The following is a 20293-nucleotide window of genomic DNA, read 5'->3' on the forward strand; positions in this document are numbered from 1 at the left end:
ATCAATGAATCGCTTGAGGGTGCCTTCGCCGAGTCTGAATACGCGTATCCGACTGTCTGTCGCTTTGTTTGCTGTTGCGATGTTTTCCGTGGTGTCTTCATCCGGATTGGCTCAGGAGGCAGAGGCCAAACCGCCGGTCTCGGTCGTGCAAACGCTCGGTTCTTTGCCGGAAACTTGTGCTGTTCCGAAGTCCCCGGTGACTCAACGTGGCAATGCTTCTGCGGTGGGCCAAAACCTGCAAACCGACGCGAAGCTCAAGGCGATTGTTCCTGGTTTGCCTGTTGTTGGTTTATTGATGTACGACGACGTTTTGCAAACTGAAATCACTGCACCGATGGACGTGGTCAGCAAACAATCCGAATACGGCGGGCGGATGTTCAACTTGATTGCGATCGCAGCGTTCTAAGAGCTGACCAATAGTGAAGAAGGACTCAAAATGTTCCCGGACTACAGCTTCGAGAATGCTCCCGGGATGGATGCTACCCTTGTGCTAGTCGTTCTGACGCCGAACCACTCACGCCGTTTGATACCAACTCGGAATGCCCAATTCACGACGGATTTGCGTTGTCCCAGTCCTCTGCGTCTCTCCGCCTCTTGCGACTTTGCGTCAAAATTACCTTCGATGAATCAGAATGCGATTGAGCCGACTTCCAAGTTCAGAAAATCTGCCATCGCAATGATCTCTTTTTCCGCCGCCAATCGAAATGCCTTTGCTCGCGGGCGTTTGTTGACGAAGCCGACTTCGATCTTAAGACGATCATCGACGACGGTCGCGTTGGCCCAGCCGATGACTTGGTCACGCCACAACACCGGCATGGCGTAGTAACCGCGAACACGCTTTGCCGCGGGCACGTAGGCCTCGAAGCGATACGTCCAACCCCAGAGTTTCTCAAAACGGTCGCGATCGCGAACCAAGGGGTCAAACGGGGCCAGGATCCGAACCCGATCTTGGATGTCGTCGGACTGCCAACTGGACGATTGCCAAAGGTAGGTCACACCGTCGACTTCGATCTCCGTGAGTTGACCGGTATCGACCAATGCATCAATCGCGGCCGACCGATCAGCGCGCGACGGAAGAACGTGGTTGTGGCTGCGAAGTTCTGAAAGCAGAAACCGCTTCGTCGTCGGCCCAAACACATTCGCGGTCGTTAATGCGAGTCGGCGATACAGTTCGCTCGGATCAGTGGATTCCTCATCGGGTTTGCCGACGAATTGGTAGACACGAATGCCGTTTTCTCGACGACAAACACGCAAGTAGCCGTGGTGATGAAGCTTGTCGAGAACCTGTTTGGTCTGCTGCGACTTACCGCCCCAAACATTGGTGACCGACTTCTTGGCGAAACGATCATCCAATCCGCGTGGATGGGCTTCCTCCATGTCCGCAACGGCCGCGAGCACGTCACGTTCCAGCTTGCTCAACTTCTTTTTAAGAGGACGCTGGCGGACGTCGTCCCAAACTTGCGGCGTCATGAATCCGTAGGCAAACAGATAGCCTTCTTCGACGTCGATATCCGGCGATTGCCTCTCCAAGTCCCCAGCCTGGTACCCTTCGATTCGTTGTCGCAGCATCAAATCCTGCGCCCGTGCAGGCGACCGAATCGGATCGGCCTGAATGAATTGCAGGCCCGCGACCGCTTCGCTCAAACAATTAAACTGAGGAAACGAACCGGCAACGACGCGTCGGCGAAACTCGATAGGCTTCAATCTTTCGATGGCTGCTTCCTCTCGCACGTCAACATTCAACTTCCAGTGATACGAGACTGTACCTTTGTTGAAGCGAGTTTTCCGAATTGGGGCATTGGGTTCTTCTTGTGGCAATGCGACGGAACTGGATGTAAGTCATTCTCTAAAAAAACCCTACGCAAAGTGTCGAAAGGCTTGTTAAAAAAGTGTAAGTGTACCATTGCGGTCAGCAGGTAAGAAAAGGCCGCTTCTGGTTTAGCAGGTTGTCCCGCGAAGCCGGTGAACTACGCAGTGCCTTTTGAAGCCCGAGACGTTCCCTCACTTTGTACAGGATACCTGAATTGCGAAAAAGCTATTCCTCGCCCGGCAAAACCGCTGAGTTCTCACCGTTACTCTCATCAAATTCGTTCGATGTGATGAATCGACACCTCGCGTTTATCAACCGCGATCTCTTACTCGTGTCTTATTTGCTTCGCTACGGAAGTAACTCGGCGGATAGCCGATCCTGGTTGTGAATGTGCTAGTGAGATGACTGTGGCTGGAAAATCCACTTTCAAGCGCGATGCGGGTGATGTCCCATTTCGAGTAAAGAAGCAACCACTGGGCTCGTCGCATTCGCTGGGCGATCACGTACTGGGCGGGTGACGTTTGAAACACCTCTCGAAAACTTGCCAACAATTCATGAGTCGTCAATCCAACCAAGCTGGCAAGGTCGCCGAGTGATATGGGTTGCGAGAGGCGGTCCCAAACATACTCGCGAATCATGCGTGACTGCAGTGCGTTTAGATGGACCGGTGGAATCGGAGCCGTATCGTTGGAATCAGCTTTCTGATATTTCGAGCGGATATGGTTGGCGACCGCATCGGCTACTGTTTCAGCCTCCATGCGACTCAGGTCATCGTTGGCTTCGACCAATTGCGACATCCGTCGAAGACTCGAAAGCATCACCTCGTCTCTCAATCCGAACAGTGGAGTCATTCCCGTTTCAGCCTTGGACGTTGGCGGCTTCTTAGGAAGGTAGAGAACCGCAAATTCGATGTCATCGCCGTGCGCATAACTTGCGTATCGCGAACCTGACGGGATCGTCCACAACTCGCCTGGCGTTGCCGGCCCCAGACTCCCAGACCGCCCATCGAGTTCGGTTTCCAAAACCGACATCTTGCCCGCGAGATGGACAATCATCACATGCCGGTCGTCTCGAATCGTCCAATCCGTCGGACGAGAAATCGACTCGCGAGAAAAGCAGCATTCAAGTCCGTTCCAACAGCGAGTGCGACGATATTCCACCAAAGGAGGATCGCCTGTTCCGATTCGTTTTGGCCTTGAGTCCATGTTTTTCCGTCAAGTTCGCTTGTCTTTGCAGCGTTGATCTCGTGTTTGCGTCGCCCCGGCCTGAGCGTCTGCCGGAGAATTTGAAAGCGACCGAAATTGAGAAGCGGTAACCTAGCCAAATAGAACGTCAGGAGCGATGTGAACCGGTGAATCAACCCTACCGGCAAACGAAATTTATCATCTCAAGAGGAACGAATTATGGGTAAGCATGATCTTGAAGGCAAGGTTGTCGTCATCGCTGGCGGAGCTAAGAATCTGGGCGGTTTGATCAGCCGAGACTTCGCCGGTCGCGGAATCGCGGGGCTGGCGATCCATTACCACAGCGACGCCAGCAAGTCCGATGCGGAGAAAACGATGGCGGAGGTGGAGAAGGCAGGCGTGAAGGTGATCACCGTTCAAGCAGATTTAACAAAGGTGCCCCAGTGTGTTCGACTCTTTGAAGAAACCGCGTCCAATCTCGGTGCTCCCGATATCGCGATCAACACCGCCGGCATGGTGCTAAAGAAGTCGTTCGCGGAGACGGATGAAGAGGAGTATGACAGGATGTTCGCGGTGAACTCCAAGGCGGCATACTTTTTTCTCCGTGAAGCGGGCAAGTCGCTCAACGACAACGGGAAAATTTGTACGGTGGTGACATCGTTGCTCGCCGCCTACACCGGTCTCTATTCAACCTATGCCGGTGCCAAGGCTCCGGTCGAACACTTCACGCGAGCGGCTTCCAAAGAGTTCGGTGCGCGAGGCATTTCGGTGACGGCAGTCGGCCCCGGTCCGATGGATACACCTTTCTTCTATGGCCAGGAATCAGAGGAAGCGGTTGCCTATCACAAGTCGGCTTCCGCACTGGGCGGCTTAACGAAGATCGAGGACATCGTTCCTCTGATTCGACTTCTGGTTACCGATGGCTGGTGGATCACCGGCCAAACCATCTTTGCCAACGGTGGCTACACGACACGGTAGATCGTTCCAATGGATTCGGAACGCGGCGAAGCGTGGTGTTGTCGATGTCAACGATCGAAACGCGACCGTGTCGGCGGGCGAATTTTGCATGGGATTCCGTTCCGTCATGGGTTAGTGATAATTGATCGACAATCGCATCGCGAGTCGTTCGTGATTGCCAACAAACAATCCGCAAAGCAATCGACCAGCGATGAGCGAACACCAGCAACTTCTTCAGAGTCTCTATGATGCTTTCAATGAGCGTGAGATCGAGACCATCATTTCAACGATGCACCCCGACGTTAAATGGGCCAATGGGCTCGATGGTGGTTTTGTTCACGGTCAAGACGAAGTGCGTCAGTACTGGACGAGCCAGTTTGAGAACATTCGATGCGATCTGGAGACACTGAATTTCGAGACCGATGAAGAGGGGCGAGAAGTCGTGACGGTTCATCAAGTCATCAAAGACCTGGAAGGCAACGTGCTGGCGGATGCTACCATTCAGCAAATATTCACAATTCAAGACGGCTCCATCAGTCTCTACGAGATCGGTGATGCCGAGACGATCAAGGAAAGAATTGAAAAGGCAAAGACCGAGTAGCTGTCAAGATCACGCTCCGCCACCGCCACCGTTCATGCCGTCGCCGGATGCGGACTGAGTCGGCTTGAGCGTCACGTCGGCCGAGACGACTTCTTTCAGGTTTGGGTTGACGTTGAAGTTCATCACTTCGCAGGTCAACGTCAGTGCTACTCCGGCGTCAGTGATGACAGTGGAGGAATTCAGTGGGCTGCTGGGCCGTGACGGGTTCTTGTGTTCAGCAGTCACGCCCACCCTCAATCGAGTCCAGTAAGATTAGTGTGCGATTAGCGAAGATTAGTGTTCCAAAACAATTCACCGGCAAGAGAATAAAACGATGTTCAAGCAAGAAGGTTACGATTTGATGGGTGCCGCGTTCGAGGTCTACAACGAGCTTGGGTACGGCATGGCAGAAGAAATCTACCAATCAGCACTGGAAGTCGAACTGGGGCTGCGAAACATTGCATTCACCGCACAGGCCGAGCTGGACGTTTTCTTCAAAGGTCACTTGCTGACGCCAAAGCATCGTCCAGACTTGCTGGTGTTTGGAGAAGTCGTCGTGGAGTTGAAAGCGTTGAAGGAACTATGTTCGGATCACGAGGCTCAACTATTCAACTACATGCGCATAGCTCAAAAGCAAGTCGGCTACCTGATCAATTTTGGAAAGAAGGGTGACTTGGAATGGAAACGGTTTGTCATCGACGACTTGCATACGAGGAACAGGTGACGGAATTTTGAGAACACTAATCTACGCTAATCGAACACTAATGAAGAGCCGAGTGTGAGGCGTCTTTCGATGCTGGCGGTTCGACTTCGTCATCGACGTTCGCCAAGTTGACGGAGAGGTCATTGACGATGCATTGACTTTTGCTTTGGCGAACTTGCCGAAGAAGTAGAGGACGAAGAACGCGATGAGCGACCACGTGACGATGTCTCGCATGGACGGGAACGGCCAGAGTTCTCGCAAGCGTTTGCCGGGACGACGAAGCCATTGGTTTTCGAGTTCGCCTTGTTCGTGGTTGCGAGGCAGGCTCGGGAACAAACCACCGCCGCCACGGTCTTGTCCGTATTGTTGCGGTTGAAAGCACAGTGCTTTCGACGTTTCTTGGCGGCCGCGCCGCCACCCGAACCGCGTTGAGGTGACGGAGATTTGGTAGAATGATGGCGTCGAATTTCAAAGCAACTAGGGAAAAGCAGCAAGAAGCGCGAGCGTGTGTAACAGCCGTTGTGCGAAAGAGGCTAAGTCACAGGAACGCAAACTGACCATGGGAAAACGGAAAAAGAAATCGCTGCCGCCTAGAGTCAAACGGATGAAGCGTCCGGCTAGGTTGCAGTCGGCGAAGAAGTGGATCGCTGGATATGAAGGTGAGAATCTGCTGAAGGGTTATTACTCAATGGCGTTGAGCTTCACATCATCGGGAAAAATCACGAAACGTTCTGACTCGGGAAATTGCAAAGACAACCAAATCCAGATGGACGTTGGTTACCGGAATAGTACCACTCCTATTCGTCATCTGTCTCCGATGAGTCTTCTTTCGGTTCATCAAACTCAGGCGAGAACGGATCGAGCTCGACGACTTTGCCGTCGCGCTAAAGGACAATTGGCGTGTAATGTTTTCGAGCACGGTCGACGACAACCTTCCGAGTCTCTTTCATCGCAGCGTTCGTTCGCTTGGAAAATTCGCTTTGATTGTCACGGATCATGTCAGCAGCTCTGGGGTTCGTTGGAGAATGGTGTCGTAGCCGGCGTCATCAAAAATCGTTCTGGTTAAATTCTCTTCCTCAACCACGATGACGGCTGGACGACTACTCATCATAAACATCGGGATGGCCGTAGTGGATCTTGTTAAAGATCCGTCACTGAATGGATCTTTAACAAGATCCACTACCTTGAAATTTAGCTGCGTCCGACTGCTAAAAGTTCATGTCGTTTTCTTCTTGATCGTCATGCGCTATTTCCGTGAACGACTCGTTGATTTGATCAATGCTGTTGGCGGGGTCGATCTCGTCTGGATCCCAGATTTCCATGCTTTCGTCCTCGTCGAGCAACCAGTCAAAGTGTTCGTTGTGGCGTATGCGATCCAATAAGTCTGGCTTGTTCTTTTGCAACCATTTCCAGCGACGCTTTTTTCGGGGATGGTGCGTTGCGATCTCCTGAACCAACCCGAAAAAGGAGCGAAACGCATCGTCTTCGATGTCGCTCATTGCATTCATCGTTTCGATGTTCCCGGCGGAAATGTTCTTTTGCGTTAGGAAGCCGAAGAGCGTTTTAAATGCGAGATGAGTTCTCCGTCGCCTGATATTCTCGGCCTTCGGGCGGGCTTCGCATTGGCGACAAATCCCCTGGCCTCGGGGCGGTGTGCTTCTGCAGTATTTGCAATATCGCTTTCGTCCTTGTCGTCGATTTCGTTTGAGGCGATTTCCCATGCTTTGTTCGTGATCGCTACCGTTTCGGGTCGAGTGACAGAGGCTGGATCAAATGCTCGCCGATGTCGGGGGCTACACCATCGCTTGCGTTTGGCTCTGGCCACAGTGTTACAGGAGCATGCTGGATTGTCTTCTTATCCAAGCGGATCGCGGAGAAGTCGTCGTGGAGGAAATGGCGGACGCCGCATGAATGGGCGTCGCAACTTTGGCGGATGCCGGGCTTGCATTTTTTCCACGAACAGGTGCGGCCTAGGTAGTTGCCTGCCTGGTCAGCTAGGAATACGTCAGAGCCGGCTCCGTGCGCCATCATGTGGCCGGTGAGTTGTCGGCCTAATCGTGCGAGTTCGGTGAGGTCGCAGTTATCGGTGATCGTGACGAGCAAGTCGATGTCTTTGGGGAACTCCTTGTCCGTTGTCAGGGATCCGATCAACGCGATCTGCACAACGCCAGGAATGTCGCGGGCGAAACGAACGAACCGCCGCACCTCGGCGAACATGATCTTTCGCAAGTCCGGCAGCGGTGGCGGATCGTAGGTGGATTCGGTGGGATTGAGTGGTTCAACGTCGATGTTGCCGAGCCACTCGATGATGGCTTCGCGCTGGCGAGCGGACTCGAACGATCGCCATTGTTGTTGCAAACGACGGTCACTTTCCATCGCATCACGAAACTTCCGAAAAGGCTTTCGTTGCTGCAGCGCCGAGGCAAGTTTTTTCCGCACTGCATCGTCCCGAACCGTTTCGACAAACGCTTCCATCCACTCGAAGCTATCGTGCGACTCGAACTGCGGAATAGATTCAAAGCGAGCGACGTTGGCTCCGTATTCGAGTTGGATGGCCGACAGCACGGCAGGCTTCATCCAGTCCGAAAGCTCTTCGTAGGTGGGAGTGCGGCACACGTCTTGGTCGGTCCAATCGGCTCCTTCGATCTCCGCTTCTCCCAGATCCTCCATGATGGCCTCCATCGCATCGCTGACCGTCTCGTCCACGACGATCACTTGTCCCGTTTCCTTGTCGAAGTAGTTTGAAATTTCGTTCATAAACGCGAAATCCCCGCCCATCTTCTCGAAAGCGGTCTCTAAATCCGTCCACTTGATCTTTAGTTTGTTCATAATCTGATTTGCATTTTGAAAATCGCATGCACCGTCATGGCACACCAGCTTGATGATGACAATTTCACATTTGTATCCCCCACACGCAACCAGCTAGGTAGGCGAAAAGTGATTAGTGTGCGATTAGCGAAGATGAGTGTTCCAGTTTGCGGTAGTTGGAAGAATACTCATTGACACTAAGCAACACCAATTTGTGTGGTCAGTCACCCTGGCCTGATGAAAATCATTGCAACTCAGCAAATTGGGCAAGCTGGACGATGGCAGACAACACGAACTGGAACAACGACACATTTCCCTGATCGCCAGCAAGTAGGCCGTAGCGAGCCATAGCGAGTTACGGCAATTTGCGCACCGCCGTAACTCGCTATGGCTCGCTACGGCCTACTTTCAAAGGTCGATAGCAGACCCTGATGAAAATGCAGGTGATCACGAAGGTAGGTCGTACCAACGGTGCTCTTGAAGACATCGATTGTGGAACTCACCGGATTTGTCGGGTTGCTACAAGTCGACAACAACACATTTTCATCACCCCACAGTCACCCTGTGACCAGGCCGTCTTGGCGAGTTCGTGGATTGTCGTGATTAACGATTCAAGTTGACGATGAAATTCCCCGGACTGTTCTTGGGTGATGTCTTCTTCACTGCGGAGACCGAAGATCGCTCCTCGTGCGTAGGCGTGACCAGACAGAGCGCGTTTAAGCTGCGTGATGGCGAGGGCTCGGTGGATGTTGTCGTCAAGGTCGTCACTGGTCGCTTGAACGAGTCCGCCGACGATGTCCATGCTCGCTCGCGAAAGAACCAAGATGAATGACGACTTGCTGGTGTCGTCTTTCTCTAAGTCCATCGCAGTCATCAGGAAAGCCTGGGCTTGCTCGACGGCCGGGTGTTGTTCGGAACGTGCCTGCTTACTGGCTTCATCGAAGGGGTTTGCCCGACCGCCAAGCGAAAAGACCAGATCCAGCACACGGTTTTCCATCGTTTCGACCTGGATGATGTCATCCATCGTCCCGCGATAGTGGATTGTGATTCCCATGGTTTGGATTGTCCTCGGAACGTCAAAAAAAGGTTGCCAGCGAAAAGGCAAATGTGATTTGCGGCGATGCAGGTGCCTGAAAACCGCCGGGCTCAATCCTCTTCGGTTGTATCAGAATCTTCGGCGACGTCGCTTTCTGTTAGTGCATCTCCCAGTTGGGACATGAAATGATGGATCTCGTCTTGGTTTTGCTTGGCTTGCTCAAGCCATTGTTCTTCGGTTAGCTCGAAGGATCGCTCGCCAACTCTTTCGACGGCTAGACGAGTGCTTTGGATCACGACGCGACCGTTGCGGTTGCTGTACCATTCCAAGTACAGCGATTTGCGAAGCGTCGTTGGCGGGCGGTCACCGGCACGCATTCGGCGGACGAATTCTTGGGAACTGCATTCGTAGTGCTGGAGCATTTGATCGGCGGTCACATCGCCGATCGTGCCTGATTGATCGGTGGCGATGCCTTCGTAGTTCGGCTCGCCGACCCAATCAGGAATGGGGTCAGGGCGGACGATGCGAAATTTCCATCCGGCGAGGTCGGGATAGGGGTTGCCAAGAAGTTTCAGTTGCAACGGTTCGTCGCGATCACGCAGCCGCACCCATCCGATGGTCCAGTTCATCGTGGTGTTGTCCAGTTCGCCTTCGACTACCCAGTCGGTTGGTCGCCAAGCCATCATTTACTCCAACAAATAGGGATTGATTAAATGTAAAACCAATGAAACCGAATGAGAGTTCACTCACCTGAGTTTAACGCACCCTAATCCAGCGATGCTACGGGACGTCGATTGAATTGCTGAGGCAGTGAACGAGTCTGTTTTTAGATCCGTCACCAATGCAATCGACGTCCCCGAGCAACTGACGCTTGGCCGGTCGATGCAGTAAACTGGCGTTTTTCGAGCGCGTCCATTACCGCCAATTTTGAGATCGACTTGGCTCACGTCAGTTAACCGAACGTATGAAGAAGATTACTGTTGCGAACTACAAGCAGGATAAGTTCTACGAGAAGGTTGTGCGGGCAATGGCAGCGGTTCTTGAGCGACAGGAATATGTTTCGCCGATCGATGTGATGTTACAGTTGCAGAGGTTGACGCCGAAACAGATCGAGGATTGGCGGTTTGCTCGAATTGCGTATCTTGAACGCGTAACGGTGGGTGGACTGGGAACGGTGAATCGAATCCTGCGGTTGATGGGTTTTCATGCTCACGATTTGAACTTGATCCCATCGCAAACCGTCTACCGAAAATGGGGCAAAGGCAAGAAGCGAATTACGCTGCGGTTTTCAAAATCGGGGGAGCCGAAATTGGAAGCAGCCTGGTCGCGGCACTACACCTGTCCCAAACGCAGACGCGAACTTAAAACGCTGAAGGAAAGCTCCAGCGGAGCAAAACGTAAGGATTCGATATGAACGAACGATCAAAGGACGCGATCAAGACGATCTTGAAACAACAGAACTTCGAGCCCGGCCATCCTGGCCCGCTGTTGTTGAATGCTCAGGCATTGATTGACGCGTTAGCAACAGGCGTTCCCACGACGAGCAAGTATTTTGCTTTGCCGATCCGTTGTCTAGCTGATTTGAACGAGCGATTGGATTCACCGATCGCTCACAAGATGAAGCGACCACAACTGAAGTCGTTTCCTACTCTGATGGGACTATTCCTGCTGCTGCGTGCTTCTGGGTTGGCCGTCGGTGAAACAAAACCGAAGCGAGTCGTCATGATTGATCCAGAGATGCGTGAGAAGTGGGAAGAGCTCAATCCGACCGAGCAATACATGTCACTGATGGATACTTGGTGGACCAAAGTCAATTGGACCATTCTAGGCGAACGTGATCAATTTGGTGTGCAACTTCAATCGGATACTCGAAGTCTGTACTATCAACTCTCCAGGCAACCTACTGCCGTGGACGCAGATCTCTTGTTCTACGGTTATCATCAACGCACCGTCGCCACACTACTGGAACAATTCGGTTGGATCAAAGTCGCCTACGCATCCAACGCCGAGGAGGGAAAGGTTGCGGATATTCAATCGGTGGAAACGACGAAGTTTGGGGATGCGATGTTTGAGGCATTGGGTGGCATCATCGGCAGTAGAGATCGTGACGAATCGCCAGTCCAAAAAGAGCTGAAGCCGATGTTCCCGGCCTGGAAGAACAGCCTGCTTCCCGCCGAGCAGCCTTTTCGCGAGGGACGTTACAAATTAAAGCTCTCTTGGTCGAAAGTATGGCGACGATTGGAAGCACCGGCAACGACTTCGCTGGAGGATATCACGGGCCTGCTTCTTGCCGCGTTTGATTTTGAGCAAGACCACCTCTACCGGCTTGACTATCGCGATCCTTCCGGGCGGGAAGTCTTCGTGGAAGATCCCCGGTACCGCGAGGGCGAGCTGTTCGCGGATGAAGTCCTGTTGGGTGAGGTTCCGCTGGGCGAAGGCGACTCGATGGGGCTTCTGTTCGACTTCGGCGATAGCTGGCGGTTCACGATCACGATTGAGAGCATCGATGAATCAGAAACCGACGACTTTGAACCAGCGATCACAGCCAGCCACGGCGAGGCGCCCAAGCAATACGAATATGATGACGATGACTGGTGATATCGTTCTGATATTGTAACGACATTGCGGTAAGCCCCCAATCAAGGAGAACAGAATGAACGAACCACTCGCAAAAGTTGCAATGGAATTGGTTCGCAATGCGGATAAGAACCCTGACGGTGTTTTGGGGCTCGATTCGCGGGCGATCTCGTCGCTCTGCGCATTGCTGGAAGCAACGTGCAATTGCGACGAAATGGATGACGACACCTACGATGATGTATTCGGCGATGACGATCCCATTGATGCGGCGTTGACGGCCTTGGGGATCCTGGCCAGAAACAACTCGGTCGCCTCGGTTCCATCCATGGTCGACTTTGTCAATTTCCACGTGCCGCGGAATGGAAATAGCGACTACCTGCTGGACAGTATTCCCGACGCGCTCGCCGCGTTCAACAGCGAGGGCGCCACTGCGTTGCTTCAACAAGCAGTCACTGGCAGCGGCCATGAAGACGCTCGTTGTGTTCTCATTCAGGCGGTCAAAGAGTGGGGGCAGCGCCAATCAGCCGTTCCCTCGGCAATGAACGCGCTGATCGCAAGCGGTCTCGCAGATGCTTCGTGTAACCCTATTCGGGTCAACACTGATCTGATGATGCTGGTCATTGACTTGAAACTCGATGGTTGTGCCGAGACGATCGAACGAGCGTTTTCGCTCAATCAAATTGATTGCGGAATGGCCGGCCCATGGGACGAAGTCCGACGCATGCTGCACGTGGAAGGCTTAGGCTTACCGATGCCCGAAAAGCCCTACAACTCGATGGATGATTTTAGAAAGAACGTCGGCATTGGCTGCTTTTCGGAAGACATCATCTTCATGCTTGGCGAGATTCAGGAAAAGGAAGCAGCCAAGTACTTGGACAATGCCGCACGCGCTTTTGAAAGATCGGACGAAGCCAAGGGATTGGCGAAACCGATCCAATACAATGGTTACGTTCACAACTTCTTGGAACTTGGCCTTCAGTATCTTGGCGTCACGGTTGATACGATGACGGTGCAAGACGCTCGCCAAATCCTGCTGGAAATCTATCCCAGAAAAGTCTCCATGGAAGCGGAAGATTGCCGTGAGGCGATCGACGAGATTTCTGCGTTCTGGAAGTTTGTCGACCGAGTTCACGAGGTCGAAGATGCCAAGAAGATCGGAGCGGAGGTTCGTTCCCTGCATGCAGATTTCCAACGAGAAATGAATGATCCAAGTAATTTTGGACCAGCCAAGTCGATGGTCATGGCGGGCAGGGCAGAGGGTTTTGACATGACAACGCAGGAAGGTATTCAAGCATTCTCGCAAGTCTACAACGCTCGCCTCGCGACGAGCAGATTCGATTCAAGCAGCTCGCATACGGTCGAGAGTTCCGTGGTAGGGATGTCACGCAAACAACGGAAAAAGCTGCTGGGCAAAAAGAAAAAGAAACGCAAGTGAAATGCCGAAAGTCATGGTGGTTTGTTGATTTATCTGTCTTCATAACCCGAAGCGTAAGCGAGGGATCCGTTGTGGCGACGTAATGATTGGCGATCCCTCGCTTACGCGTCGGGTTATGAATAAATCAACAAGCCATTGGAGACTTTCGCTACCTCTTCAGTTAACCCCATCGCGAATAAGGCCGGCAGCAGCGATAACGTGGATCCACGTTATCGCGGTGGTCGGATGAAAGTATGGTTGCCCGACTGGTTGATGTCGACTGGCTACAATGTCGGCGGCGTTGATTCGATGCCTTGCCGATTGATCGGTGCCGATGTGAATTGCTTGATGCGTTCTAGCCAGTCAGTCGCCGCTGGATTGGCCAGACGTTTTATTTGTAGTTCAGTCCTTCGGTTTTGAAAGCCCGCTTCAGGCAACTCAACGTGGGGTACTTCTTGGCAAGTCGTTTGGCCGCTCTGTCAGCACGCTTTGATCCAGTTTCGCCCGGCATCGCATCGCGCAACTCCGCGAGAATCTTCGCGGCTTTGCAATAATTGTCAGTCGAACGAGTGTCAACCAGTTTCTCTGCTTCTTTGATCGCAGAAGCTGGATCACCACGAAGTTCTTCAAGACGCTTCTCACGTTGTCTTTGCTGAGCGGTCTCTTCTCGCTTTCGCCTTGTCGTCGCTTTGCCACTGGCCAATTCACGCAGTTCTGCGAGCGTTCGAGTTCCCTCAGCAACCGGCCAAGTCGTTGCACCCGAGTGCTCGCGGATGTCCGCGAGTGATTCGGCACGAACGGCGGCGGCATCGCCATCAAGCACGCGTCGCATCAGCCCCCGAAGCGCAGTCGCGTTTTGCTTCTTCAGCCAATCGTCAAAACTAAGCTGCGAATCCGATTGCTTGGACCGGGCTGGCGACGCGGAAGCGGCCGCGGCGAGCAAATCCACATCGAGCTCATGAAACGCGACGAACTCCTGCAATTCGGGCGGCAGTTTCTTTAGCCCCGCCGGCACCGGCGGCTCGACCGCTTCTTCATCCCAATTGCACACCAGCCATCCCAAGTACAACAACCGGGCGTCACCCGCGATCAGGCCATCACGGATCTTGGGAAGCATCGCCGTGATTTGATTGAACTCGAAGTAGTCTTCGCAGTTGCTTCCCGCGTCCGACTCCGGCTGAATCGACAGCACGCCGCCCTTGCCTCGCGAGTCCTTTTTCCATTCCAAGCAATACTCCATCGCGTATCGCTTGAACGTCTTTGCATCAACCGGCAGCCCCGTCGGCAAACGAAACATCAGTTTGCGGATGCCAAAATTGGCGTAATGGAAATGCACGTCATAGCCGCGATGCATCATCTCGACGGCATTGCCTCGAAAGTCGCTGTAGTGATACTCGACTTCAAACTGCCACCGCGACACCTCCGCCCGCGAGGATTGTTGCTCCATGTAGGCGAGTTGTTTGTCATCGAGCGGTTTATCGACCGCCGCAAAGTGGATGGTTTGGAATTCACTCATGCCGTTGCGTTCCGAAGGTTACCGTCGTGATGATGCGTTCAGAATTGTCGCAGATTTCTCGTGAACGACCAGGACTCTCTATGTGCTAGTCTTCGATTAAAACGGCGAATCAAACGGTGCGTGATCCGTAGTGGATGAGGCAACGAATACCTCACCATGGAACTCGTAGCCTCGTCCACTACCCAACACATTCCTTGCCGTTCCTCATTAAGTCGCCTCCGATGGCCATCCTGGTGGCCAACGTCTCTACGCCGGCAAGCATCCGCCGCAGCGGACCAGCGACCGCGTCTGTGAACGGTACAGCCAGCCATGTTGGCACTTGTCGATCGGAAGTCGATCCGGATGATCTTTCATGCGTCATCCTCAGCGTCGCGTTGTTCCAATGCGTCGCCTAGTTGTGCCATGAAGTGGCCAAGTTCGTCGGCGTTTTGTCGCGACTGTTCTTTCCATTGATCTTTCGTCAGCTCAAACGCTCGTTCGCCGATTCGTTCGACCTCCAACCGTGTGCTTTGGATCACGACGCGGCCGTTCGCGTTGCTGTACCATTCCAAGTACAGGCATTTTCGCCAGGTGAACGGCGGTTTCTCGCCGGCCATCAAGCGACGCACCAACTCGTCGTCGGGAATGTCGTGGTGCTTAATCATCTGATCCGCGGTGATGTCGCCGACGTGGCCGGATTGATCGAGACTGATGCCCGAATAGGTAGGCGACGTGTCGGTGCTTGGTATCTCCGTTTCGACACGATGGATATTGAATTTCCAGCCGGCTAGATCCGGGTGGCAGTTGCCGGCTAGCTTGAGTTGCAATCGCTGGTCGATGCCTTCAAGTTCAAGCCATCCGACGGTCCAACCAAGCGTGGTGTTGTCGAGCTGGCCGGCTTTGATAAGTCGTTCGGGTCGCCACGCCATGTTAAAATCGCAGATGAAAGGTTTGAATTTGAAGTAGTGGATCTTGTTAAAGATCCTTAGAAATTGGAGGTTTAACAACCTCCACTACGTTGAAGATCAATGCGAAAACTAAAACGAGGCGTCACGCCGGGGCCGTTCATCGAGTCGGTTTTCTTGGACTCCAGCCGGATCTACGACCCGACCCATTACGCGTTCAATCTACCGTCGACCAAATCGTTTCGCAAACTCGACTTGCACCCGAAGGTCACGTTCTTTGTCGGCGAGAACGGATCTGGAAAATCGACAATGCTCGAAGCGATCGCGATCGCCAATGGACTGAACGCGGAGGGCGGTAGCCGGAACATGATGTTCGCGACGCGCGAGAGCCATTCGGAATTGCACAAGGCTTTGAAGCTCTGCCGTTATCACGCATTGGTGCCGGACGCTTGGTTCGTGCGTGCGGAGAGTCTGTTCAACGTCGCGACCGAGATCGAGAACCTCGGCGTCGGCGGCAGCTATGGCGACAAGTCGCTGCACGAGCAGTCGCACGGCGAAGCGTTCATGACGCTGGTCGAAAACCGCTTCGGGCAAGGTCTGTACTTTCTCGACGAACCGGAAGCAGCCCTATCGCCGCAGCGTCAGTTGGAATTCCTGGTGTTGCTCGATAGCATCGTCAAACAAGACTCTCAAATTGTCATCGCGACGCACTCGCCGATCATCATGAGCTACCCCGATGCCCAGATCTATTCGTTCGGCGACGACGGCATCAACCCGATCGCGTACGAGGACACCGAGCACTACCGAGTCACGAAATCATTCTTGGACAATCCGCGTCGGATGCTGTCGCATTTGCTCGGGGACGATTGAACGAGGCATGGCAAAACGCAAACCGTTATCCGACAGAATGGCGACTTGGCGGAGGGACCACGGCAACCAGCGGAGCGTCCGGCAGCCCGAGAGCGTTTCGCCCGCCCAAGTTTCCGAGCCGAATGGCTCGAAGCACCGTTAATTGCGTTATCAAATCAATTTCCCGCATCGTCCATCACCCGAACGAGACGTGTTTTGTTCGCGTCACTCAACGATCACCAGTTCACCGCACTCCTGAATCGTCTTGGTCGCTTGATACATGACTCGAAAGGCAGCCTCTTCAGGTTTCATTCCAAACTCCGTCCTGCATGATCTGCCGATTCAAGACATGGTCCTAAATGCTCGTCGTAGATTGCCTTCGCTGCTTCTTCTCCGCGGCCTTCTAATGTCATGAGGTCCAAGTAGGTCTGCAGGTGCGAAGTGATTGGAAAAGGCTTAGCCAACGCGTGTGCAAAATCGGCTTGACGGAAGGGAACTGGTGTAGCACAATGTGGTATCACTCGCCGCGACTGCATTCGAGAATCGAAGTTGGAAAACACCTGTCCTCCCATCGTGCTTGATACGAACGTATTGATCGCAGGAGCGTGTCGACATGAAGGTAGTTTGGCTTACCGCGTTCTAATGGCTGTGCTCGACGGTCAAATTCAGCTCATGCTCACCGAGGGCATTGTGGCTGAGTATGCAGACGTTATGGGGCGACCGCCGGTTAGGAAGCTGACTGGACTGACGGTGAAACAGAACGCTGATTTGATATTGGATCTCATTTCGCTCTCACACCAAACGCAACTCCATTTCAGTTGGCGACCGAACCTGCTTGATGAAGCGGACAACAAATTCATCGAGGCCGCCATCGCCGCTACCGCAATCATCGTCACCTATAACGTTCGCGATTTTTCGCAGCCGGATCTCGTCAAGCATGGATGGGACGTGATGACACCGCTTGAATTCACAACACTTTATGACCAGGAGAATTGATCATGGCAACGCTTTCCTTGCGAATGCGAGATGACCTCAAAGCAAAGGCACAAGAGTTGGCCAGCAAACAGGGCGTTTCATTAAACAGTTACATCAACGCAACGCTTGCAGCCACGGTCGCTCAATCCGAAACGCTCGCGATGATGGGCGACCGGCTGAGCAATGTCGATCGAGAGCAGTTGCATGCACGCGTGATGAAGTTCATGTCCAAGACCCAAGCCGGAACCGAGCCAACTCCAGCCGAAATTGAGCGAGCCGTTTCGGAACAGTAAACGACTTTGAAGAGTCAATGCCCGCTCACCACGCGACACTCCGATTTCACAACCCGGTTTTTCACCCTTCACTCTTCAAACTTCAAACTTCCAAACATGACTTGGCGAGACTGGTACGACGCTCTCGATAAACCGGCTTGGACTCCCGAGCCGTCGACGATCGGTACGATCTGGCAGATCATCTACCCGATCATCCTGGTCACGTTCGGCTACGTCTTCTACCGAGTCGCCCGCAAGCAGATCCCTTGGCCCGTCGCGATCCCGTTCGCCATCAACCTGATCGCCAACCTCGCGTTCACCCCGATCCAGTTCGGCCTGCGAAACCTTCCGCTGGCCGCGATCGACATCGCCATCGTCTGGTTCACGATCCTGTGGGCCATGAAAGCCATCTGGCCGCACCACCGCTGGATCGCCCTCGCTCAGATCCCGTATCTGATCTGGGTGACCATCGCGTCGGTGCTGCAGTTTTCGATCACCTGGAACAATTGGTAGTGGATCTTGTTAAAGATCCTTTCACGCTGGGATCTTTAACAAGATCCACTACAAAAAACAGCAAGTCGTTCGTTAGCGATCACGATCTCGCTTTCTGGTTGTCGCACGGCGGCGGAGATTCTCACCAAGCCGGTCTCCGACGTGCGCAGTGCTTCGTGCGATACCGGTGAGCACTGCAGTCCGCTGCCAACAATCAAACCGTGCTGCCGAAGTCTCTCGGCCGATTGATCACTCGTTTCGTCTGCTACTGCAAACGCGATGGTCGGCAGGCGGCGATCGCCGTCCTCGATGCCGAACAACGTCACTCGTTCATTGCGGGACAGCGTTTCTCGCAATCGCCTGGCCTGCTCGCGTGCGACTTCCAAATCATGCAACCGAGTCGTATCGCCCAACCGATCAAGCGAAGCCGCCAATCCGGCCAACGAGAACTGATCCACCGATCCAACGTCGCAATATCCTGGTCGGCTTCCCCATTGCTGGCCGCTTGCCCCGGCGTTCTTATCGGGAATCGAACGCCCAATAATTGAACACTGGGCCGTCGCACACTTGAGCCTCGCGGAAGCGGCTACGTACAAACCGCCAATGCCCCACGGAGCTTGCAAACCCTTGTGCCCACCAAAGGCAACCATGTCCGCACCGAGTTCGTCGAGTTGCAAGTCCACCCAACCGACAATCTGAGCCGCGTCAATCAACACCATCGCATCGTATCGGTGCGCCAGTTCAATGATCGCTTCGATCGGCAACAAGTCTCCCGTCACGTTGCACGCCGCCGTGACCGCGACCAAACCAACTTCCCCCGCCGCCAGCGACTGTTCCAGTGCATCCAAGTCCATCGGCGATTCGTCACTCGCCGGCACGACATCAACCGCCACTCCTTTCTCAGTCAATTTCTGTAACGGCCCATACACCGCGTGGTGTTCCCAGCAACTGGTCAAGACACGACTTCCCGCCGGCAGATCCACGCTCGCAATCGCTGTCACCAAAGACGAAGTGCAACCCGGCGTCAGCAACAACTGCTCTGAATCCGCAACACCAAAGAACCGACACACCGCCGCGTGAGCCCTTTCAAAACGTGACGGCCACTCCGCCGGATGTGAACGCATCGCGTCCACCACCGCGTCGCTCACGCAGGTCGGTGTCGGCCAACTCGTCCCGGCATGATTCAAGTAGATCGGTTCATCCATGTCTTTCAATCGCCCTGCTCATTTGATGGTTCGGTTTTCATTTCGTACTCGTCCGGAACATGGAAGATCCGCCAGTACGGATGCACTTCGTTGGTCGCCTTTCCGTCGGGCGATTCCAACGGCAAGCCAGCACGGCACCAACCCAGGATGCTGTCGCGATAGTTCACCGCATCCACGCCGCCGGCCGCCAGCTTCCGTGCGAACAAATAACTACGTCCGCCCACGGTGCAATAAGCCACCACCCGTCTGCCCGCCAATTCCTCCGTGTGGTCTTCGTATTCCTGCTGCGCAATCGCACCGGGAATCCGAGACACCGCCCGCTCCGAATCGCTGCGGACATCAATTAACACCGGCGAGTCACCCGAACTCATTGCGGCTTGCAGTTCCGAGGTCGCGATCGTTTCCACCTTTGGCCGACCCAACAAACGACGCACCGCTTCGATCGTACCGAAGCCAGCATCGCACAGCCGAATGATTCCATCCCCAAGCGACATCACGATTCGCCGCTACCCGCGACCACCTTCGCAACAAGTCTCGCAAATTCGGTGGCACTTCGTGCATTGAAGCTTGCCCCGAATGTCGATCATCACCCCGCCACAAACGGGGCAAGCGGGATCGGACGGTTCTTGCGGCGATGGTTTTGTTTCAGCGGACATGGCTCAAAAGTTTTGTAGTGGATCTTGTTAAAGATCCCGGCATCAAAAGTTTTGTAGTGGATCTTGTCAAAGATCCCGGCATCGAAGGATCTTTAACAAGATCCACTACGGTCTATCCCACACGCAAACTGCGATAGCGCCTAGCCGCCTTCCTATCCTATACTGTCAAACTTTTCACGGAAGCCAATTCATTTCAGGGCCGAACGAGTGACACGCAAACGAATGACGTACATGCTGGGGATCGCCGCCAGGGCGATTGCGCCACGATAGGTAATCTGGGAGACTGAGCGAAGGTTCGTGTTTGGACGGCTGATTTGCAGTTGTCGGGCGAATCGCTTCGTACTGGTGACCTTCGATGGAACGCTCCGCCTCGCT

General features: G+C 53.8%; 24 protein-coding genes. 11 read left to right on the forward strand and 13 right to left on the reverse strand.

Features of this window, described 5'->3' with window-relative positions:
- Window positions 1–4 precede the first annotated feature (4 nt).
- The gene (locus RC85_RS06600) at window positions 5–406 is read left to right on the forward strand and encodes a hypothetical protein (protein ID WP_149752544.1); all 402 of its coding nucleotides are present in this window, start codon (window positions 5–7) and stop codon (window positions 404–406) included.
- A gap of 221 nt (window positions 407–627) precedes the next feature.
- On the opposite strand, the gene RC85_RS06605 is transcribed toward RC85_RS06600, so the two are convergent.
- Together RC85_RS06605 and RC85_RS06610 are read right to left on the reverse strand one after the other, a co-directional pair.
- Window positions 628–1818, reverse strand: coding sequence for a DNA glycosylase AlkZ-like family protein (locus tag RC85_RS06605; RefSeq protein WP_084422406.1), 1191 nt, complete (start codon window positions 1816–1818; stop codon window positions 628–630).
- A 303-nt stretch (window positions 1819–2121) separates the two neighbouring features.
- Entirely contained in the window at window positions 2122–3015 is an 894-nt protein-coding gene (locus RC85_RS06610; protein WP_068260185.1) for an AraC family transcriptional regulator, read from the reverse strand.
- A gap of 198 nt (window positions 3016–3213) precedes the next feature.
- Here RC85_RS06610 and RC85_RS06615 point away from each other — a divergent pair, with 198 nt between their 5' ends.
- Both RC85_RS06615 and RC85_RS06620 read left to right on the forward strand, forming a co-directional pair.
- Window positions 3214–3972, forward strand: coding sequence for an SDR family oxidoreductase (locus tag RC85_RS06615; RefSeq protein ID WP_068260186.1), 759 nt, complete (start codon window positions 3214–3216; stop codon window positions 3970–3972).
- Window positions 3973–4162: 190 nt separating this feature from the next.
- A complete protein-coding gene (locus tag RC85_RS06620) occupies window positions 4163–4552 on the forward strand; it encodes a nuclear transport factor 2 family protein (protein WP_068260188.1) in 390 nt (129 codons plus the stop codon).
- 9 nt (window positions 4553–4561) lie between these two features.
- Here RC85_RS06620 and RC85_RS06625 read toward each other — a convergent pair whose 3' ends face one another.
- Window positions 4562–4777: a hypothetical protein gene (locus RC85_RS06625; protein WP_149752545.1), complete on the reverse strand. Its 216-nt coding sequence runs from the start codon at window positions 4775–4777 to the stop codon at window positions 4562–4564.
- Window positions 4778–4865: 88 nt separating this feature from the next.
- On the opposite strand from RC85_RS06625, the gene RC85_RS06630 reads away from it, so the two are divergent.
- Window positions 4866–5255 (forward strand): GxxExxY protein, encoded by a 390-nt coding sequence (locus RC85_RS06630; RefSeq protein WP_068260193.1) that lies wholly within the window; start codon window positions 4866–4868, stop codon window positions 5253–5255.
- Between the two features lie 21 nt (window positions 5256–5276).
- On the opposite strand, the gene RC85_RS06635 is transcribed toward RC85_RS06630, so the two are convergent.
- The 5 genes from RC85_RS06635 to RC85_RS06660 form a co-directional block, all read right to left on the reverse strand.
- Window positions 5277–5570 (reverse strand): hypothetical protein, encoded by a 294-nt coding sequence (locus tag RC85_RS06635; protein ID WP_068260195.1) that lies wholly within the window; start codon window positions 5568–5570, stop codon window positions 5277–5279.
- Between the two features lie 872 nt (window positions 5571–6442).
- Window positions 6443–6733 (reverse strand): hypothetical protein, encoded by a 291-nt coding sequence (locus RC85_RS06645; protein WP_149752546.1) that lies wholly within the window; start codon window positions 6731–6733, stop codon window positions 6443–6445.
- Window positions 6734–6971: 238 nt separating this feature from the next.
- Entirely contained in the window at window positions 6972–8063 is a 1092-nt protein-coding gene (locus RC85_RS06650) for a UPF0158 family protein (protein ID WP_068260202.1), read from the reverse strand.
- Between the two features lie 478 nt (window positions 8064–8541).
- Window positions 8542–9096 (reverse strand): hypothetical protein, encoded by a 555-nt coding sequence (locus RC85_RS06655; protein ID WP_068260203.1) that lies wholly within the window; start codon window positions 9094–9096, stop codon window positions 8542–8544.
- 92 nt (window positions 9097–9188) lie between these two features.
- A complete protein-coding gene (locus tag RC85_RS06660) occupies window positions 9189–9761 on the reverse strand; it encodes a hypothetical protein (RefSeq protein ID WP_149752547.1) in 573 nt (190 codons plus the stop codon).
- A gap of 281 nt (window positions 9762–10042) precedes the next feature.
- Between RC85_RS06660 and RC85_RS06665 the strand changes: the two genes are divergently transcribed.
- Genes RC85_RS06665 through RC85_RS06675 form a run of 3 tightly spaced genes read left to right on the forward strand, consistent with a single transcriptional unit; the run spans window position 10043 to window position 13090 of the window.
- Window positions 10043–10492, forward strand: coding sequence for a hypothetical protein (locus RC85_RS06665; RefSeq protein WP_068260208.1), 450 nt, complete (start codon window positions 10043–10045; stop codon window positions 10490–10492).
- Entirely contained in the window at window positions 10489–11676 is a 1188-nt protein-coding gene (locus tag RC85_RS06670; RefSeq protein ID WP_068260211.1) for an IS1096 element passenger TnpR family protein, read from the forward strand. Before RC85_RS06665 ends, RC85_RS06670 begins: the two co-directional genes overlap by 4 nt.
- Before the next feature lie 55 nt (window positions 11677–11731).
- Window positions 11732–13090 (forward strand): hypothetical protein, encoded by a 1359-nt coding sequence (locus tag RC85_RS06675; protein ID WP_068260213.1) that lies wholly within the window; start codon window positions 11732–11734, stop codon window positions 13088–13090.
- Window positions 13091–13460: 370 nt separating this feature from the next.
- Here the strand turns inward: RC85_RS06675 and RC85_RS06685 are convergent, their stop codons facing one another.
- Together RC85_RS06685 and RC85_RS06690 are read right to left on the reverse strand one after the other, a co-directional pair.
- Window positions 13461–14585 carry a hypothetical protein gene (locus tag RC85_RS06685; RefSeq protein WP_068260218.1) on the reverse strand — a complete coding sequence of 375 codons (1125 nt, stop codon included), beginning with the start codon at window positions 14583–14585 and terminating at the stop codon, window positions 13461–13463.
- Between the two features lie 350 nt (window positions 14586–14935).
- A complete protein-coding gene (locus tag RC85_RS06690) occupies window positions 14936–15493 on the reverse strand; it encodes a hypothetical protein (protein WP_068260221.1) in 558 nt (185 codons plus the stop codon).
- 99 nt (window positions 15494–15592) lie between these two features.
- On the opposite strand from RC85_RS06690, the gene RC85_RS06695 reads away from it, so the two are divergent.
- From RC85_RS06695 to RC85_RS06715, 4 genes are all read left to right on the forward strand, one after another.
- On the forward strand, window positions 15593–16339 hold the full coding sequence (locus RC85_RS06695; RefSeq protein WP_084422407.1) for an AAA family ATPase: 747 nt from the start codon (window positions 15593–15595) through the stop codon (window positions 16337–16339).
- A 528-nt stretch (window positions 16340–16867) separates the two neighbouring features.
- On the forward strand, window positions 16868–17314 hold the full coding sequence (locus RC85_RS06705) for a putative toxin-antitoxin system toxin component, PIN family (RefSeq protein WP_160148050.1): 447 nt from the start codon (window positions 16868–16870) through the stop codon (window positions 17312–17314).
- 2 nt (window positions 17315–17316) lie between these two features.
- On the forward strand, window positions 17317–17586 hold the full coding sequence (locus RC85_RS06710; protein WP_068260227.1) for a toxin-antitoxin system HicB family antitoxin: 270 nt from the start codon (window positions 17317–17319) through the stop codon (window positions 17584–17586).
- 96 nt (window positions 17587–17682) lie between these two features.
- A complete protein-coding gene (locus RC85_RS06715) occupies window positions 17683–18078 on the forward strand; it encodes a TspO/MBR family protein (RefSeq protein WP_068260228.1) in 396 nt (131 codons plus the stop codon).
- Between the two features lie 35 nt (window positions 18079–18113).
- Here RC85_RS06715 and RC85_RS06720 read toward each other — a convergent pair whose 3' ends face one another.
- From RC85_RS06720 to RC85_RS28390, 3 genes are all read right to left on the reverse strand, one after another.
- Window positions 18114–19262 carry an aminotransferase class V-fold PLP-dependent enzyme gene (locus RC85_RS06720; protein WP_068260231.1) on the reverse strand — a complete coding sequence of 383 codons (1149 nt, stop codon included), beginning with the start codon at window positions 19260–19262 and terminating at the stop codon, window positions 18114–18116.
- A 5-nt stretch (window positions 19263–19267) separates the two neighbouring features.
- Window positions 19268–19756, reverse strand: a complete 489-nt coding sequence (locus RC85_RS06725; RefSeq protein ID WP_084422409.1) for a rhodanese-like domain-containing protein — start codon at window positions 19754–19756, stop codon at window positions 19268–19270.
- A gap of 350 nt (window positions 19757–20106) precedes the next feature.
- On the reverse strand, window positions 20107–20293 hold a 187-nt coding region (locus RC85_RS28390), incomplete at its 5' end, for a hypothetical protein (protein ID WP_238383098.1).

Source organism: Rubripirellula obstinata, assembly GCF_001642955.1.
GTDB lineage: Bacteria > Planctomycetota > Planctomycetia > Pirellulales > Pirellulaceae > Rubripirellula > Rubripirellula obstinata.

Bases quoted from the DNA above. Each gene is read 5' to 3' on its own strand.
- RC85_RS06675 (WP_068260213.1), top strand. From the start codon at position 11,732: ATGAACGAACCACTCGCAAAAGTTGCAATGGAATTGGTTCGCAATGCG.
- RC85_RS06620 (WP_068260188.1), top strand. From the start codon at position 4,163: ATGAGCGAACACCAGCAACTTCTTCAGAGTCTCTATGATGCTTTCAAT.
- RC85_RS06660 (WP_149752547.1), bottom strand. From the start codon at position 9,761: ATGGCTTGGCGACCAACCGACTGGGTAGTCGAAGGCGAACTGGACAAC.
- RC85_RS06665 (WP_068260208.1), top strand. From the start codon at position 10,043: ATGAAGAAGATTACTGTTGCGAACTACAAGCAGGATAAGTTCTACGAG.
- RC85_RS06690 (WP_068260221.1), bottom strand. From the start codon at position 15,493: ATGGCGTGGCGACCCGAACGACTTATCAAAGCCGGCCAGCTCGACAAC.
- RC85_RS06720 (WP_068260231.1), bottom strand. From the start codon at position 19,262: ATGGATGAACCGATCTACTTGAATCATGCCGGGACGAGTTGGCCGACA.
- RC85_RS06610 (WP_068260185.1), bottom strand. From the start codon at position 3,015: ATGGACTCAAGGCCAAAACGAATCGGAACAGGCGATCCTCCTTTGGTG.
- RC85_RS06615 (WP_068260186.1), top strand. From the start codon at position 3,214: ATGGGTAAGCATGATCTTGAAGGCAAGGTTGTCGTCATCGCTGGCGGA.
- RC85_RS06655 (WP_068260203.1), bottom strand. From the start codon at position 9,096: ATGGGAATCACAATCCACTATCGCGGGACGATGGATGACATCATCCAG.
- RC85_RS06630 (WP_068260193.1), top strand. From the start codon at position 4,866: ATGTTCAAGCAAGAAGGTTACGATTTGATGGGTGCCGCGTTCGAGGTC.
- RC85_RS06645 (WP_149752546.1), bottom strand. From the start codon at position 6,733: ATGAGCGACATCGAAGACGATGCGTTTCGCTCCTTTTTCGGGTTGGTT.
- RC85_RS06695 (WP_084422407.1), top strand. From the start codon at position 15,593: ATGCGAAAACTAAAACGAGGCGTCACGCCGGGGCCGTTCATCGAGTCG.
- RC85_RS06710 (WP_068260227.1), top strand. From the start codon at position 17,317: ATGGCAACGCTTTCCTTGCGAATGCGAGATGACCTCAAAGCAAAGGCA.
- RC85_RS06685 (WP_068260218.1), bottom strand. From the start codon at position 14,585: ATGAGTGAATTCCAAACCATCCACTTTGCGGCGGTCGATAAACCGCTC.
- RC85_RS06725 (WP_084422409.1), bottom strand. From the start codon at position 19,756: ATGTCGCTTGGGGATGGAATCATTCGGCTGTGCGATGCTGGCTTCGGT.
- RC85_RS06650 (WP_068260202.1), bottom strand. From the start codon at position 8,063: ATGAACAAACTAAAGATCAAGTGGACGGATTTAGAGACCGCTTTCGAG.
- RC85_RS06670 (WP_068260211.1), top strand. From the start codon at position 10,489: ATGAACGAACGATCAAAGGACGCGATCAAGACGATCTTGAAACAACAG.
- RC85_RS06600 (WP_149752544.1), top strand. From the start codon at position 5: ATGAATCGCTTGAGGGTGCCTTCGCCGAGTCTGAATACGCGTATCCGA.
- RC85_RS06715 (WP_068260228.1), top strand. From the start codon at position 17,683: ATGACTTGGCGAGACTGGTACGACGCTCTCGATAAACCGGCTTGGACT.